At 67.9% G+C, this 14,926-nt stretch carries 12 protein-coding genes; 10 read left to right on the top strand and 2 right to left on the bottom strand.

Going from position 1 to position 14,926, the window contains the following annotated elements:
- The first annotated feature begins 208 nt into the window (after positions 1–208).
- Complete coding sequence (locus FBZ89_RS23100) at positions 209–955, top strand: SDR family oxidoreductase (RefSeq protein ID WP_145752542.1); 747 nt, start codon at positions 209–211, stop codon at positions 953–955.
- 298 nt (positions 956–1,253) lie between these two features.
- Positions 1,254–2,471 carry a bifunctional alpha/beta hydrolase/OsmC family protein gene (locus FBZ89_RS23095; protein WP_145752540.1) on the top strand — a complete coding sequence of 406 codons (1,218 nt, stop codon included), beginning with the start codon at positions 1,254–1,256 and terminating at the stop codon, positions 2,469–2,471.
- A gap of 12 nt (positions 2,472–2,483) precedes the next feature.
- Here the strand turns inward: FBZ89_RS23095 and FBZ89_RS23090 are convergent, their stop codons facing one another.
- Entirely contained in the window at positions 2,484–3,413 is a 930-nt protein-coding gene (locus tag FBZ89_RS23090; RefSeq protein WP_186457519.1) for an ABC transporter substrate-binding protein, read from the bottom strand.
- A gap of 234 nt (positions 3,414–3,647) precedes the next feature.
- Here FBZ89_RS23090 and FBZ89_RS23085 point away from each other — a divergent pair, with 234 nt between their 5' ends.
- The 3 genes from FBZ89_RS23085 to FBZ89_RS23075 all read left to right on the top strand — a co-directional run bounded on the left by FBZ89_RS23085 (position 3,648) and on the right by FBZ89_RS23075 (position 5,206).
- The gene (locus FBZ89_RS23085) at positions 3,648–4,439 is read left to right on the top strand and encodes a class II aldolase/adducin family protein (protein WP_145752536.1); all 792 of its coding nucleotides are present in this window, start codon (positions 3,648–3,650) and stop codon (positions 4,437–4,439) included.
- A gap of 96 nt (positions 4,440–4,535) precedes the next feature.
- Positions 4,536–4,958 (top strand): putative toxin-antitoxin system toxin component, PIN family, encoded by a 423-nt coding sequence (locus tag FBZ89_RS23080; RefSeq protein ID WP_145752535.1) that lies wholly within the window; start codon positions 4,536–4,538, stop codon positions 4,956–4,958.
- On the top strand, positions 4,955–5,206 hold the full coding sequence (locus FBZ89_RS23075; RefSeq protein ID WP_145752534.1) for a toxin-antitoxin system HicB family antitoxin: 252 nt from the start codon (positions 4,955–4,957) through the stop codon (positions 5,204–5,206). The genes FBZ89_RS23080 and FBZ89_RS23075 overlap by 4 nt, the downstream gene beginning before the upstream one ends.
- Positions 5,207–5,234: 28 nt before the next feature.
- Here the strand turns inward: FBZ89_RS23075 and FBZ89_RS23070 are convergent, their stop codons facing one another.
- Positions 5,235–6,119 (bottom strand): LysR substrate-binding domain-containing protein, encoded by an 885-nt coding sequence (locus FBZ89_RS23070; protein WP_145752533.1) that lies wholly within the window; start codon positions 6,117–6,119, stop codon positions 5,235–5,237.
- A 344-nt stretch (positions 6,120–6,463) separates the two neighbouring features.
- Between FBZ89_RS23070 and FBZ89_RS23065 the strand changes: the two genes are divergently transcribed.
- From FBZ89_RS23065 to selB, 5 genes are all read left to right on the top strand, one after another.
- Positions 6,464–8,977, top strand: a complete 2,514-nt coding sequence (locus FBZ89_RS23065) for a TonB-dependent receptor plug domain-containing protein (RefSeq protein WP_246172481.1) — start codon at positions 6,464–6,466, stop codon at positions 8,975–8,977.
- Between the two features lie 303 nt (positions 8,978–9,280).
- A complete protein-coding gene (locus FBZ89_RS23060; protein ID WP_145752532.1) occupies positions 9,281–10,015 on the top strand; it encodes a SapC family protein in 735 nt (244 codons plus the stop codon).
- A 418-nt stretch (positions 10,016–10,433) separates the two neighbouring features.
- Positions 10,434–11,456, top strand: coding sequence for a hypothetical protein (locus FBZ89_RS23055; RefSeq protein ID WP_145752530.1), 1,023 nt, complete (start codon positions 10,434–10,436; stop codon positions 11,454–11,456).
- Between the two features lie 141 nt (positions 11,457–11,597).
- Positions 11,598–12,974, top strand: coding sequence for an L-seryl-tRNA(Sec) selenium transferase (gene selA / locus FBZ89_RS23050; RefSeq protein WP_145752528.1), 1,377 nt, complete (start codon positions 11,598–11,600; stop codon positions 12,972–12,974).
- Positions 12,971–14,923, top strand: coding sequence for a selenocysteine-specific translation elongation factor (selB, locus tag FBZ89_RS23045; protein WP_145752526.1), 1,953 nt, complete (start codon positions 12,971–12,973; stop codon positions 14,921–14,923). Before selA ends, selB begins: the two co-directional genes overlap by 4 nt.
- The last annotated feature ends 3 nt before the right edge of the window (positions 14,924–14,926 follow it).

Raw genomic sequence — 14,926 nt, 5'->3', positions numbered from 1 at the left:
CGCTGATATCCAGCGCGCAAAATAATCCCCGGTCCTGCTCGAGACCCTCAACGCATCCAGCTCATCATTTTTCGATCAAATGCTGCGCGGTTTCACTGAATTCCGCAGTTTGACGACCAGACCCATCTTCCATTGCAAGCAAGGCGATCGTCGAGATGGAATGCTCGCAGCGATCAGCTTGTGATCTTCCCACTCAATGGAAATTGTCATGAAGCTCACGAACAAAGTCGCATTCGTCACCGGCGGGACTTCGGGCATCGGCCTGGAAGCCGCGAAGCTCTTTCAGGCCGAGGGCGCCCAGGTGGTACTGGTCGGCTCGACCGAGGATCGCCTTACAGCTGCGGGACAGGTTCTCGGGGGCAGGGCTCTCCTGGTGCGTGCGGACATCCGCAAGGTGGCCGACATCGAGCGCGCCGTCGAAAAGACCCGCGCCAGGTTCGGCCGGATCGATGTCGTGTTCGCCAACGCCGGCGCGACCACCGTCGCTCCGCTCGATGCCGTGACGGAGGATTATGTCGCCGAGAACATTGCCCTCAACTTCACCGGAACGTTCTTCACCATCCAGAAGACCGCCCCGATCATCGCGGACGGCGGCAGCATCATCGTGACGACCTCGTTCCTGAACACGATCGGCTATCCCGGTCTGTCGATCCTCGCCGCGACGAAGGCGGCGACCCGTTCGCTGGTTCGCACTCTCGGCGCGGAACTGGCCCCCCGCGGCATCCGCGTGAACGCGATCAGCCCGGGCGCGATTTCGACGCCCTTCTACAGCAAGATCGGCTTGCCCGAGGACGTGCTTGCGGAGGTCGCGGCAGGCATCACGCAGAAGGTCGGGCTGAAGCGCTTCGGTGATGCGGCTGAACTCGCCAAGGCCGTGCTGTTTTTGGCGAGTGATGACTCCTCATACACAACGGGCGCCGAGCTGGTCGTCGATGGCGGCCTGACCCAGTTCTGATTCATCGAGGCACATGAATGGCAGCTCGCCGTTGGCACACGGCGGGCTGCCGCCATCTACCCCCTCCTGACGAATGCTGACGCGATGATCGCGAACAAGCCGGGTCATGCCCCCTGGCGTGTAACAGGCGCCTGGCTATTTTGATCTCTCAAAGGTTTGGCCAAAATTAAGATAGATTAACGGCTCCGGCCCGCGAGAACGCTTGGGGCCACTGGCCACTTACTCTGATCGAGTACACTTGGCCATTGCCCCACCGGCGGTGCTACAAGAACGACAGGCAGAGGGAAGGGAGGCCGCCATGGCCAGCCAGCAGTTCGATTTCGACAGCGCCAAGAGGTACCGCTTGTCCGGCAGGATCGAGCCGGCGGAGGGTACGCCGCGCGGCTGGGCCATCTTCGCCCACTGCTTCACCTGCGGAAAGGACAGCCTGGCCACCACGCGGCTGGCCCGCGCCCTGGCCATGACCGGCATCGGCGTGCTGCGCTTCGACTTCGCCGGGCTGGGCAAAAGCGGCGGTGGCTTCGCCGATGGCGGCTTCGCGGCCGATGTCGATGACCTGATGGCGGCCTATGCGGCCATGACCCAGGCGGGCATGCCGCCCAGCCTGCTGGTGGGCCACAGCTTCGGCGGGGCCGCGGCCCTGGCCGCCGCCGGCGATATGCCCACGGTCAAGGCCGTCGTCACCATCGCCGCCCCGTCCGATGTGGCCCATGTGCTGCAAACCTTCGGGCCGGAAGCGCTGAACCGCATCGAGGCGGAGGGCGAGGCTGAGGTCGATCTGGCCGGCCGACCCTTCGTGATCCGCCAGAGCTTCGTCGACGATGCCCGCGAACAGGATTTGGCGGCGCGCATCGCCCGTCTGCGCCGTCCGCTGCTGATCCTGCACGCCCCGGGCGACATGACGGTGGGCATCGACAACGCCACCCGCATCTTCGTGGCCGCGAAGCACCCCAAGAGCTTCGTCTCGCTGGACGACGCCGACCACCTGCTGACCCGCCCGGCGGACGCCGACTACGCGGCGGCCGTCATCGCCGCCTGGGCCAGCCGCTATCTGCCGCAGCAGGGCGAGACGCCGGATCCGCATGGCGCGGCAGAAGGCGTGCTGGCGACGGAGACGGGTCGCGGCCGCTATCAGCTGGTCCTGCGCAGCGGCCCACACCAGTTCCTGGCGGATGAGCCGGTGGACGTGGGGGGCCTGAACAGCGGCCTTGCCCCCTATGACTTCGTGTCGGCGGGCTTGGCCGCCTGCACCACCATGACCATGCGCATGTATGCGGAGCGCAAGGGCCTGCCCCTGGTGCGCGCCCAGACGCGGGTGGTGCATACCAAGCGGCCGGACCAGACGCCCGCCGACCTGTTCACCCGCACCATCACCCTGGAAGGCCCCCTGGATGCGGAGCAGCGGGCCAAGCTGCTGTCCATCGCCAACCGCTGCCCGGTGGACATCACCCTGACCCGCGCGTCGGAGGTGGAAACGCTGCTGGTGGAGGAACAGCCGGGCGACCGGCCCTCCTGACCCCGGCCGACCCTACAGCACCCGCTCGAAGGCCGGCCGCACATCCAGGCCGTCGCCACCCAGCCCCACCTTGGCGAACTGGTCCACGATGCTCTGCTGGTCGGCGATGATGCCGTCGTCCAAGGCCACGGGGTGGAAGTTGGTGCGCCGGATCATGAGCGACGCCACCTCAGCCGGCACGCCGGTCTGCTGGGCGAAAACCGCGGCGTAGGCGTCGGGCTTGGCGGCGGAATATTCCCGCGCCCGGTCGATGCGGGCCACGAAGTCGCGCACCAGGGCGCGGCGGGCGGACAGCGCCGCCGGTGTGGACAGCAGGTAGGACAGGCCGGGCATGCGCCCCCGCGCATTCACCAGCACCTTCAAGCCGTCATGCAGCTCCCCCAGGGCGGTGTACGGATCCCAGGTGGCCCAGGCGTCGATGCTGCCGGCCAGCAGGGCGGCCTTGGCGTCGTTGGGCGCCAGGAAGGCGATGGTCACCTTGTCCACCGGCACACCCGCCTCCGCCAGGGCGCGCAGCACCAGGAAATGGCCGATGGACCCCTTGCTGGTCGCGACCGTGCGCCCGGCAAGGTCGGCCACCGCCTGGACCGGGCCGTCCGGCTTCACCAGCACGGCCGTGCCCTCACCGCTGGAGCGATAGGCGGAAACGGCCTTGATCTGGGCCTTGCCCGCCAAGCCGAAGCCGAAGGGCGCGTCGCCCACCGCCCCCACGTCGATGGCCTGGGCGTTCAGCGCCTCGATCACCGGGGCGGCGTTGGGGAATTGCGCCCATTCCACCTGATAGTCCAGGCCGGGCTTGTCATCGGGATAGGCGCTGAGCAGGGCCTGCAGGCCGCCGCGCTGGTCCCCCACCTTCAGGACGCCCGGCGCCTTCTTGTCGTCGCAGGCGCTCAGCACGGCCGGGGCGGCGATGACCGCCCCCAGTCCTACCCCCGCGCGCAAGAAGCCCCGCCGCGACCAATCCCGACCCCATGCCATGTTGCACCCGAACCCATGCCGTTACAGCGAGAACCCAGGCTAGCGGACGGGCGCGGCGCCGACTGTTTGATAAGTTTCAACAGTCTCTTGAGCGGCGGCGGACCCAGCGGCGCTCAAGCCAAGCTTTAAAATCCCCAATTTGACGTCCCGCCCGCGTGGATCGACGCTGAAAGCCAGTCAATGCGATGGAGAATGAGGATGGCGGACGGATCCTACCTGGGCATCCAATCCCTGAAAGGGCGGGTGGATGAGGCGGAGTGGCAGACGCGGGTGGAGCTGGCGGCGCTCTACCGCCTGGTGGCGCTGTTCGGCTGGACCGACCTGATCTACACCCACATCTCCGCCCGCGTGCCAGGGCCGGAGGAGCATTTCCTGATCAACCCCTATGGGCTGTACTTCGATGAGATCACGGCCAGCAGCCTGGTGAAGGTGGATCTGGACGGGAACATCCTTCAGGCGCCGGTCTGGGAGGATACGGAATACGGCATCAACCCGGCGGGCTTCACCATCCATTCCGCCATCCACGGCGCCCGGCATGACGCCAAGTTCGTCATCCATCTGCACACCGCCGACGGCATCGCCGTCTCGGCGCACAAGGAAGGGCTGCTGCCCCTGAACCAGCATTCCCTGACCGTCATCCCGCGCCTGGCCTATCACGATTATGAAGGCATCGCCCTGCACCTGGATGAGCGGGAGCGGCTGGTGGCCGACCTGGGCGATAAGAGCCTGATGCTGCTGCGCAACCATGGCACCCTGGCGCTGGGCCCCACCGCCGCCCACGCCTTTCTGGGCATTCATGCCCTGGAACGTTCCGCCACCCTGCAGGTGCGCACGCTCAGCGCCGGCCGCGACGGCATTCTGCTGGCGCCCGAGCACGCCCAGGCCGAGGTGCGCCAGCAGGTGGCCAACCATCGCCCCGATCACGCCAAGCTGCCCTGGGCCGGCCTGCTGCGCCGCCTGGCCCGGGAGTCACCGGGGTATGACGCCTAGACCACAAAACCCCAGCAGCCAAGATTGCACGCAGTGACATCCCATGGGATGTCACTGCGTTGCGTTGGGGGAAAATAGCTGATAGCCTTCCATGGTATGAAACGCGCCGCTCTCGATACGAATATCCTTACCGCCGGCTTGCGCAGCCGGCGAGGCGCCTCATTCGTAATCCTGACGCTCCTCGCCCAAGGCCGGTTCCGCGCGTTGGTCACCACCGCCTTGTTCCTGGAATATGAAGCCGTCTTGAAACGCCCTGAACAACGAGAGGCCCATGGGCTGAACATCGACGAGATTGATGGGTTACTCCAGGAGTTGGCCGCCTTGCTGGAACCCGTGGACGTGCATTTCACATGGCGGCCGCAGTTGGCAGACCCGGCAGACGAACTGGTTTTGGAAGCGGCGGTCAACGGGCAGGCGGATGCCCTGGTGACGCATAACATTCGGGATTTCGGGCCGGCCGCGCGGTTTGGCGTTCCAGTGCTACGGCCGGCTGAGTTTCTTCAAGGAGCTATCAAATGAGCAAAGCGACCTATCCACTGAAGCTGCCAGCATCAGTAAAGGAAGCCGCCGCTCGGCTCGCTCGTGAGGACGGTGTATCACTCAATCAGTGGATCGCTGCGGCGGTGGCCGAGAAAATTGGCTCGGTCGAAACCGCCGCCGCCTTCTTACATGCGCGGGCTGGGGGCGCTTCAGGCCAGGGTTTTGCCGCCTTCCTGGCCCGTGTGCCCGACACCCCGCCACAGTCCGGCGACGAATTGCCGGAATAGCGCAGCACCAAACAACTCCCGCGCCAGTTTACGCCGCGTTGGCCCGCGGCTCATCCTCCTCACCGTCCCCATCCCCGACGCCCTGGGCCGCGATCGCCTGGCGCACCAGGCCGATCAGGCTGGTGATGGAGTCCGATGGATTGGGCCGGTGGGCCAGGATGACGCTGACGGGGGCCAGGGGCGGCAGCACGCCCAGCGGCAGGGGCGGCAGCGGGTCGAAGGCCATGGCACGGCAGGTCAGGCCCAAGCCGGCGCGCACGGCGGCGCGCAGGCTGGACAGGTTGGGGGTTTCCACCACGATGCGGTGGGGCCGGCCGATGCGGTCCAGGGCCGACAGCGCCGCCTCGCGGAAGCGGCAGGGCGTTTCCAGAACCACCAGGGGCAGCACGTCGGCACTCAGCAGCTCCGGATTACCCATCCAGCGTACCGGCACGGTCAGCACCCCGTTGGGGTCGCCCGCCGGGCCGAAGCCCGCCACCACGTCCAGCCGGTCCGCCGTCATCTGTTCCAACAGTTCGGCGGTGCCGGCGATGCGGGCGTGCAACTGCGCCTGGGGATGGATCTGGGCGTAGCTGGCCAGCACGCCGGTCAGCAGCGTGTCGGTCATGTCCTGTACCATGCCCACCCGCACCGGGCCGGCGAAGGCCCCGGCGGTGACGGCGCTGACCGCCTGCTCATTCATTTCCAGGATCTTGCGGGCGAAGCCCAGCAAGGTCACCCCCGCCGGCGCCAGGGTCAGGCGCCGCCCCTCGCGCAGGAACAGCTGCGTCTGCAACAGGTCCTCCAGCCGCTTGATCTGCAGGCTGAGGGCAGACTGGGTCAGGAAGATGCGCTCCGTCGCCTTCTGCAGGGTGCCGGCGTCAACGATGGCGACAAAGGTGCGCAGCAACTCGGTGGGCAGATTGGGGGGCATGGGGCACGGTCCTCACTGTCCATGGGTTCTCATTGACCCCAATTACACACGGCGAGACACACCCCAGCAACCCAAGTCCGCAGCATAGCGATGTACAATATATCGCATAGCTCAATATTTCACACTTATTTATCGCATTATAGGAATCCGGCCTTTCCAGGGCTTCATTCCGGGCGGCTGATCCCAATGATGCACAGCCTGACTACCAATTTAGTGTCCTCATCAAATTCTCAAGGATAAGTCGATTTACGGGCCAGGGCGGCGGCCTGTCTAAAAACCCGACGCTTTATTCAACATCGGGGAAGCCCGGCAGGCGTGCCAAGTCGGGTCCGAGGGGGTTTTACATGCATGCCACCGCAATTTTGAGCCGCCATAAGATCCTGCTGCTGGCCACCGCGCTGGCTCTGCCCACCGTTGCCGTCACGGCGCACGCGGCGGAACAGGCCGCCCCGGCGATCGCGGCCACCGGGGCCCCGGCCAGCGATAGTGTGGAATTGGACACGGTGCAGGAAACGGTGGTGACCGGCCTGCGCGGCGGCAGCCGGGCGGCCATCGACAGCCCCTCCCCCATCGATGTCGTCGGGGCGGCGCAATTGGCGGAGACGGGCAAGGTCGGCCTGAAGGAACTGCTGAACCAGCTGGTGCCATCCTTCAACCTGCCGGGCGTGAACGGCGGCGGCACCAGCTGGACCGTGCGCTCCACCACCATGCGCGGCCTGAACGGCGACCAGGCGCTGGTGCTGGTCAACGGCAAGCGGCGGCACAACACGGCGCTGATCAACAACCTGGCGCGCATCGCCAACGGCGGCGTACCGGTGGACCTGGACCTCATCCCCGTGGGGGCCATCGACCATATCGAGGTGCTGCGCGACGGCGCCGCCGCCCAGTATGGCTCCGACGCCATCGCCGGCGTCATCAACATCATCCTGAAGAACGCGCCCGAGGGCGGCAGCGTCGAGAGCAGCCTGGGCCAGAACTACGGCGGTGACGGCTTCACCAAGCACGTGGCCGCCAATTACGGACTGGACCTGCCCCGGCAAGGCTTCCTCAACCTGTCCGCCGACTACAAGGACAACCAGTCGGCCAGCCGCGCGGCACCCACCAGCGTGGCCAACCTGTACAATCCCCTGGCCAATGGCGCCCGTGACCCGCGGGAGGCCACGGCCGACCGCACCTTCTACGGCGACAGCTACGGCCCGGGGCAGGAAACGATCTACAGCGGGTCGTACAATGCCGAGCTTCCGGTGGGGGATGACGTCACGCTCTATTCCTTCAGCACCGTATCCAAGCGCCGCTCGCGCAAGAACACCGGCAGCTTCCTGCCCAACAACATCAACTCCCTGCCCGAGGTCTATCCCAACGGCTTCAACGCCCTGCGCCGCATCTGGGAGACGGATTTCCAGACCACGGTGGGTGGGCGGGGCGAGATCGCGTCCTGGTCCTGGGACCTCAGCACCACCTATGGCCGCGACGACGCCAAGCTGGATGGCGAGAACACGCTGAACGCCACCCTGGGCCCGACCAGCCCCACCTATTTCCATCTGGCCGACCAGATCTTCGACCAGGTGACCACCGACCTGGACGTCAGCCGGGCACTGGATTTGGGCCTCCCCGCCCCCGTGACCGTGGCCTGGGGCCTGGAACACCGGTATGAGCGCTATGAGATCGACCCCGGCGACCCCGCCAGCTACATCATCGGCAGCTATGTCATCCCCAACGGCTACTACGCCGGGCAGCATCCGCAGCCGGGCCTGGCCTCCTACACCGGCACCTCGCCCGCCGACAGCGGCGCCATCGCCCGCAACAACGCCGCGGCCTATATCGACCTGGCCACCAACCTGACGCCCGCCTGGTCGGTGGACGCCGCCGGCCGGGTGGAGCATTACACCGGCGCCGTGGGCGACACCGCCAGCGGCAAGCTGGCCACCCGCTATGAGCTGGCGCCCGGCTACGCCCTGCGCGGCACGGTCAGCAACGGCTTCCGCGCGCCCTCGCTGGCGCAGAGCATCTACGCCTCCTCCACCTTCACCGGCACGGTCGATGCCGCCGGCAACTACATCATCCTGCCCATCAAGGTGCTGCCGGCGACCTCGGGCGAGGCCAAGGCCCTGGGCGCCACGCCGCTGACGCCCGAGACCTCCACCAACTACGGCGTGGGCGTGACGGCGGAACCGGTGCACAGCCTGCAGCTGACGCTGGACGCCTACCGCATCGACATCAAGGATCGCATCGTCGAGACCGGGTTGCTGACCGGCAACGCCGTCTCCACCATCCTGCAGGCGGCCGGCTTCGCCCCCGGCCTGTCGGCGCAGTACTACACCAACGCCGTCGATACCCGGACGGAGGGCGTGGACGCCGTGGCCAACTACCTGGTCGACCTGGGCGACGCCGGCGACGTGCGGCTGGGCGCCGCCTACAGCTGGACGCGCACCACCATCACCCACATCAAGCCGACACCGGCCCAGCTTTCCACCCTGGGCTACGCCCTGTTCGACCGGCAGCGCCAGGCCGACCTGACCGACGGCACGCCGCGCGGCAAGGCCATCCTGTCCGCCAACTGGCACTGGGACCGGCTGCATATCGATACGCGCCTCACCCGCTACGGCAGCTATACCGAGGCCGGTACGGTGGCCGGCAACGATCGCACCTTCAGCGCCAAGTGGGTCACCGACCTGGACGTGGGCGTGGATGTGACCGACCACATCAGCGTCAGCCTGGGCGCCAACAACCTGTTCGACGTCTACCCCGATGCCATCGGCATCGTCGATGCCAAGACCGGCCTGAACAAATACGGCCTGTTCTCCCCCTTCGGCATCACCGGCGGCTATTACTACAGCCGCGTGTCGGTGAAGTTCTGAGACCTCGCGATACCGTCAGCCGGCACCCCCAATTTCCAGGAGGGGTTCCAACGCCGGGTTCTCCCCAAAAAGCCCGGCAGGCCCCTGTCCCATTTGGGGACCTGTCCAATCGGGGAATGAATAGCGGTGCCCTTCCCCCCGCCATCGGTGGTAGCGTGCGGCGATGGGCATTACCCCATCCCCGACGTTGACCACGGGCGGGTGCGGTACCACTAACTTCGAGATTGCCAGGCCCTGGCCGCCAGCGGCGCGGGGAACGGCGCATAACTCATAACCCCAATTGATCCGGGACTTGGAACAGAGATGAGCACGCAGACCCTTCCTGCCTTCTACCAGCGCCCCCGCCCCTTGGCCGCGGAGCGTGACGGCGACCTGTCGCTGGCCCCCGCCACCGGCTACCAGTTCGCCGCCGGTTCCAACTCCGTGCCGGTGATCGCCGCGGAATTCACGCTGGCCTGCAAGCACTACCCCATCCTGTTCCTGGACGGCGCCCCGCCCCAGGCAGTGGCCCTGCTGGGCATGCGCAACGGCGAAAACCTGTTCGTGGACACCGACGGCGCCTGGGAAGCCGGCGCCTACATCCCGGCCTACGTCCGCCGCTACCCCTTCATCTTCCTGGAGAACCGGGAGAAGGCGGAGTTCACCCTCTGCATCGACGAGGCGGCCTCCAGCCTCAGCCACGGCGGCCCCAACAAGCTGTTCGAGAGCGGCCAGCCCACCGAGGTGACCCGCAACGCCCTGGCCTTCTGCAGCGACTACCAGGGCCACTACAATGCCACCACCGAGTTCGTGGAGGCCCTGATCAAGGCCGACCTGCTGGTGGAGAACCGCGCCGACGTCACCCTGAAGGACGGCCAGAAGCTGAGCCTCGCCGGCTTCAAGGTCATCGACGAATCCCGGTTCAACCAGCTGCCGGCCGAGGACTTCCAGCGCTGGCGCGAGCGCGGCTGGCTGGCCCTGGTCTATGCCCATTTCGTCTCGGTCAGCAACTGGGCCGGCCTGGTGGACCGCACCTCGCAGCGCCCGGCGACCAACTGACGCAGCGGCTTAAGCCCTAAATGAAACGGCGGCCCGGGTTATCCCGTGGCCGCCGTTTTCATGTCCGGACCGTTTTCATGCCCGGAGAGGAAGCACTATTCCACAAATTTATTATGGAATTAACCCTCAGGCCGGCACGCCAGGGAACAGCATGCCAAGCAGCATGAGATACAGCAGCGCCGCCAAGGGCAAGCACGCTTCCGCCCAGGTTTCGGCCCGCACCCGAGCCTTCGCGATCGCCATCATCCGCATCCCTCATTCGCGCTTCATCACCGTGGGATAATTTCAAACACCATAAACGACTAAGGTCAACCGTTCGTAATTTACATTTATTTTTAGTTATTACTCTTGGCGCATTGCCGGCGCAACGCCGAGGGACATTTCCCTGGGAATGGCTGCAGCGATCGGACAGGCGCGCATGGGACATCGGTTGGCGATACTCACCCCACTCTGCCACCCCTTCTGGCGCACAGCCGCCATTATGACCGGCATGGCCGCCGTCCTGCTGTCCGCAGGGGCGAAGGCGCAGGCCACGACCTCGGGCGTGAGCGCTGAGGCCATACGCGACGCGGTGCGCGACCAGTTGAGGACGGAGGACATCGGCCACGGCTTCGAGACCCTGGGCGTCTTCGGCGGAACGCCCGACGCCAGCGCCGCCCGCTACAGCAGCAATGAGATCACGCTGCACGGCTACAAGCTGCCCATCACCCATAGCTTCCGCGACAAGGACGACACCGACAGCGTCGCCCCCTATCTGGAAGTCACCCTGGGCTATGAGACGGCTTGGCAGCAGACGGCCCTGGGCGCCGATACCGGCGCGCCCGACGCCGTGAAGGAGAATTACAAATCCTATTCCGCGCTGGGCGGCTTCGGCCTGGATATCCCGATCGGCGAGTCCACCTCCGTCCGGCCGGTCGCCCTGGGCGGCTACACCCGCATTCGCGGCAGCGGCGAATTCGCCGGCCCCAACGCCGACCTGCTGCGGGAGAGCACGGGCGGCATCCTGACCAGCATGCGCATCGACAGCTTCCTGGCCGGCGGCGGGGTGGAGGTGCTGCACGAGCGCACCCTGACCGACGATCTGCGCCTGCACCTCATGGGCCGCTTCAGCGAATTCGCCGACATCCCCAGCCGCACCAGCGACCCGTCGTTGAAGTCCACCGGCAGCTTCGGCTTCGCCACCGTCAACGCCCAGCTGGACGGCCCCCTGGGCCACTTCTTCACCAACGACCTGCGCTGGATCGCCTTCAGCCGGGGCAACATCCTGATCGGGTCGCAGCAGGATTTCCTGGGCTTCGACAAGTTCCTGGAGGTGGGCGGCGGCCTGGAGGTGATGACGCCCCACGTCGGCTATGGGGTGGAGGGCGTGACGCTGCGCGGGTCGGCCATCATCGGCAACGGCGTGCGCGGCTGGACCATCGGCCTGGGCCTGGCGTTCTGACGGCCTGGCGTCCTGGAACGTCATACCGCTGTGACGCCATACCTAGGTATGGGTGGTCCAGGCTTTGGTTTTCGGCGGGATTGACCAAATATTTAAATCTGCCACAAGGGGAGAACACCCCAACGAAAGTGCCCTGTCCCCGTGCACCTCCGCGATCTGCCTTCCATCAGCGCCGTCCTTTCTCGCCCCGCCGCATCCCCCCTGCTGGACCGCCACGGCCGGACGGCAGTGACGGACGCCATCCGTGCCGTGCTGGCCGAGGCCCGCGCCGCCCTGCTGGCCAGCGGCGGCACCGTGCCGGATGCCGACGCCGTGGCCACCCTGGCTGGGGCCCGGCTGGAGGATGCCGGCCGGTCCAATCTGCGCCCGTTGTTCAATCTGACGGGCACGGTGCTGCACACCAACCTGGGCCGCGCGTTGCTGGCGCGGGAGGCCATGGACGCGGCCCTGGCCGCCATGGGTGACCCCGTGGCGCTGGAATTCGACCTGGAAGACGGCAAGCGCGGGGAGCGGGACGACCATGTCCGCGCCCTGTTGTGCGAACTCACCGGGGCGGAGGACGCCACCGTAGTCAACAACAACGCCGCCGCCGTGCTGCTGGTACTGAACACCCTGGCCCGGGGCCGCGACGCCATCGTGTCGCGCGGGGAGTTGATCGAGATCGGCGGCGCCTTCCGCATGCCCGACATCATGGCCCAGGCCGGTGCCCGCCTGGTGGAGGTCGGCACCACCAACCGCACCCACGCCAAGGACTACACCGGCGCGCTGACGCCCGAAACCGGCCTGGTCCTGAAGGTCCACACCAGCAACTACCGCATCCAAGGCTTCACCAAAGAGGTGCTGGCGCCCGAACTGGCCGGCATCGCCCATGGCGCCGGGGTGCCCCTGGTGAACGACCTCGGCTCGGGCACCTTGGTGGACCTGTCCGCCCACGGCCTGAAGCGCGAACCCACGGTGCGCGAGGCGGTGGCCGAGGGGGCGGATCTGGTCACCTTTTCCGGCGACAAGCTGCTGGGCGGGCCGCAGGCCGGCTTCATCGTCGGCCGCCGCGACCTGATCCAGGCCCTCAACCGCAACCCCATGAAGCGGGCCCTGCGGGTGGACAAGGTGCGGCTGGCCGCCATCGAGGCGACGCTGAAGCTGTACCGCGACCCCGACCGCCTGGCCCAGCGCCTGCCCACCCTGGCCCTGCTGTCGCGGCCAAAGGCGGAAATCGCGGAGCAAGCCCATCGCCTGGCGCCCCTACTGGCCCAGGTGCTGGGCGACGGCTTCACGGTGGCGGTCTGCGATTGCGACAGCCAGATCGGCTCCGGCGCCCTGCCGCTGGACACGCTGCCCAGCGCCGGCCTGGCCATCGGCGCCGCCGGCGCCGCGCTGAACGCGCTGGCGGCCGCCTTCCGGGCCCTGTCGCGTCCCATCATCGGCCGCATCGAGGACGGGCGCCTGGTGCTGGACCTGCGCTGCCTGCGCGATGAGCCGGCCTTCCTGGCGGCGCTGGCGGAGCTGCCCCGGCCATGATCATCGGCACCGCCGGCCATATCGACCATGGCAAGACCGCCCTGGTACGGGCCCTGACGGGCGTCGATGGCGACCGCCTGAAGGAGGAGAAGGCCCGGGGCATCACCATAGACCTGGGCTTCGCCTATCTGCCCCTTCCGGATGGGCCCACGCTGGGCTTCGTCGATGTGCCGGGGCATGAGCGCTTCGTCCACACCATGGTGGCGGGCGCCAGCGGCATCGACTATGCCCTGCTGGTGGTGGCGGCCGACGACGGCGTCATGCCGCAAACGCGCGAGCACCTGGCCATCATCGACCTGCTGGGCATCCGCCACGGCCTGGTGGCCCTGACCAAGGCCGACCTCGCCCCGCCCGACCGCCTGGCGGCCGTGACGGCGGAGATCAAGGCGGCGCTGGCGGGCACCAGCCTGGACGGCGCCGACATCCTGCCCGTCTCCGCCCTCACCGGCATGGGCATCGAGGATTTGCGGGCGCGGCTGGAACGGGAGGCGCGCGCCCAGGCGGCCGCCAAGACCGCCGCCGACCCCGGCGCCTTCCGCCTGGCCATCGACCGCGCCTTCACCCTGACCGGGGTGGGCGTGGTGGTGACGGGCACGGTGCTGTCCGGTCGGGTGCGCGTGGGCGACGGCGTGACGGTCAGCCCCTCCGGCCTGCCCGCGCGCGTCCGCTCCCTCCACGCCCAGAACACGGTGGCGGAGGAAGGCCGGGCCGGCGACCGCTGCGCCCTGAACCTGGCCGGGCCCGACATCACCAAGGAGGCCCTGCACCGGGGCGACATGGTGCTGGCGCCCGCCCTGCACGCCCCCACCGACCGCATCGACGCCAGCCTGCGTCTGCTGCCCCGCGACGCCGGGGCCAAGCCGCTGGCGCAATGGTTCCCCGTGCGCCTGCACCACGCGGCGGCGGAGGTGGGCGCCCGCGTCGTCCTGCTGTCGGAGGACACGCTTTCGGGCGGCGAGGCCACGCAAGTGCAGTTGGTGCTGGAACGGCCCATCGCCGCGGCGGCGGGCGACCGTTACGTCATCCGCGATGTCTCGGCCCAGCACACCCTGGGCGGCGGGCGCTTCATCGACCTGCACCCCCCGCCCCGCCGCCGCCGCACGGCGGAGCGCGCGGCCCAGCGCGCGGCGTTGGCCCTTCCCAGCCCCGAGGCCGCGCTGGCCGCCCTGCTGGCAATCCCGCCGCACTATGCCGACCTGACGGCCTTCGTCCGCGACCACGCCTTGCCCGACGGCTCGGCGGCGGCGCTGGCCGATGCGCTGAACCTGGTGGTGCTGGACCAGGGGGGGACGCGGACGGCCCTGTCGGCGGACCGCTGGGCGGCCTTCCTGGCCCACCTGTCGGAAACGCTGGCGGCCTATCACGCCGAGAACCCGGACCTGCAGGGCATGGGGCGGGAGAAGCTGCGCCTGGCCGTGCAACCCCGCCTGCCCGCCCCCGTCTTCACCGTGGCCATAAGCCGGGCGGTGGCGCAGGGGCTGGTGGCGCTGGACGGCGCCTTTATCCGACTGTCCGGCCACGTCGTGCGCCTGGCGCCGGCCGATGAGGCGGCGTGGGCCGACCTCGCCCCCCTGCTGGGCGGGGAGGTGCGCTTCCGCCCGCCGCGGGTGCGCGACATCGCCGCCGACACCGGCCGGGATGAAGGCGAAGTGCGCCGCATTCTGAAGCTGGCCGGCCGCATGGGCTGGGCCGACCAGGTGGCGCACGACCATTTCTTCCTGCGCGACACGGTGCGCGAGATGATGGCCATCGCCGTGGACGTGGCCGCCCAGTCCCCCGGCGGCGCCTTCGTCGTCGCCCCTTTCCGCGACCGCATGGACAACGGGCGCAAGGTCGCCATCCAGATCCTGGACTTCTTCGACCGGCATGGCGTCACCCTGCGCCGGGGTGACCTGCGCCGCATCAACCCGCACCGGCTGGACTTGTTCGGGCCGCCTGTGGTTTTGTGAGTT

Origin of the sequence: Nitrospirillum amazonense, from assembly GCF_007828045.1 — a bacterium.
Lineage (GTDB): Bacteria > Pseudomonadota > Alphaproteobacteria > Azospirillales > Azospirillaceae > Nitrospirillum > Nitrospirillum amazonense_C.
This window is presented reverse-complemented; position numbering and strand designations above follow the sequence as displayed.

Bases quoted from the DNA above. Each gene is read 5' to 3' on its own strand.
- selB (WP_145752526.1), top strand. From the start codon at position 12,971: ATGATCATCGGCACCGCCGGCCATATCGACCATGGCAAGACCGCCCTG.
- FBZ89_RS23055 (WP_145752530.1), top strand. From the start codon at position 10,434: ATGGGACATCGGTTGGCGATACTCACCCCACTCTGCCACCCCTTCTGG.
- FBZ89_RS23075 (WP_145752534.1), top strand. From the start codon at position 4,955: ATGAGCAAAGCGACCTATCCACTGAAGCTGCCAGCATCAGTAAAGGAA.
- FBZ89_RS23065 (WP_246172481.1), top strand. From the start codon at position 6,464: ATGCATGCCACCGCAATTTTGAGCCGCCATAAGATCCTGCTGCTGGCC.
- FBZ89_RS23085 (WP_145752536.1), top strand. From the start codon at position 3,648: ATGGCGGACGGATCCTACCTGGGCATCCAATCCCTGAAAGGGCGGGTG.
- FBZ89_RS23100 (WP_145752542.1), top strand. From the start codon at position 209: ATGAAGCTCACGAACAAAGTCGCATTCGTCACCGGCGGGACTTCGGGC.
- FBZ89_RS23095 (WP_145752540.1), top strand. From the start codon at position 1,254: ATGGCCAGCCAGCAGTTCGATTTCGACAGCGCCAAGAGGTACCGCTTG.
- FBZ89_RS23080 (WP_145752535.1), top strand. From the start codon at position 4,536: ATGAAACGCGCCGCTCTCGATACGAATATCCTTACCGCCGGCTTGCGC.
- FBZ89_RS23060 (WP_145752532.1), top strand. From the start codon at position 9,281: ATGAGCACGCAGACCCTTCCTGCCTTCTACCAGCGCCCCCGCCCCTTG.
- FBZ89_RS23070 (WP_145752533.1), bottom strand. From the start codon at position 6,119: ATGCCCCCCAATCTGCCCACCGAGTTGCTGCGCACCTTTGTCGCCATC.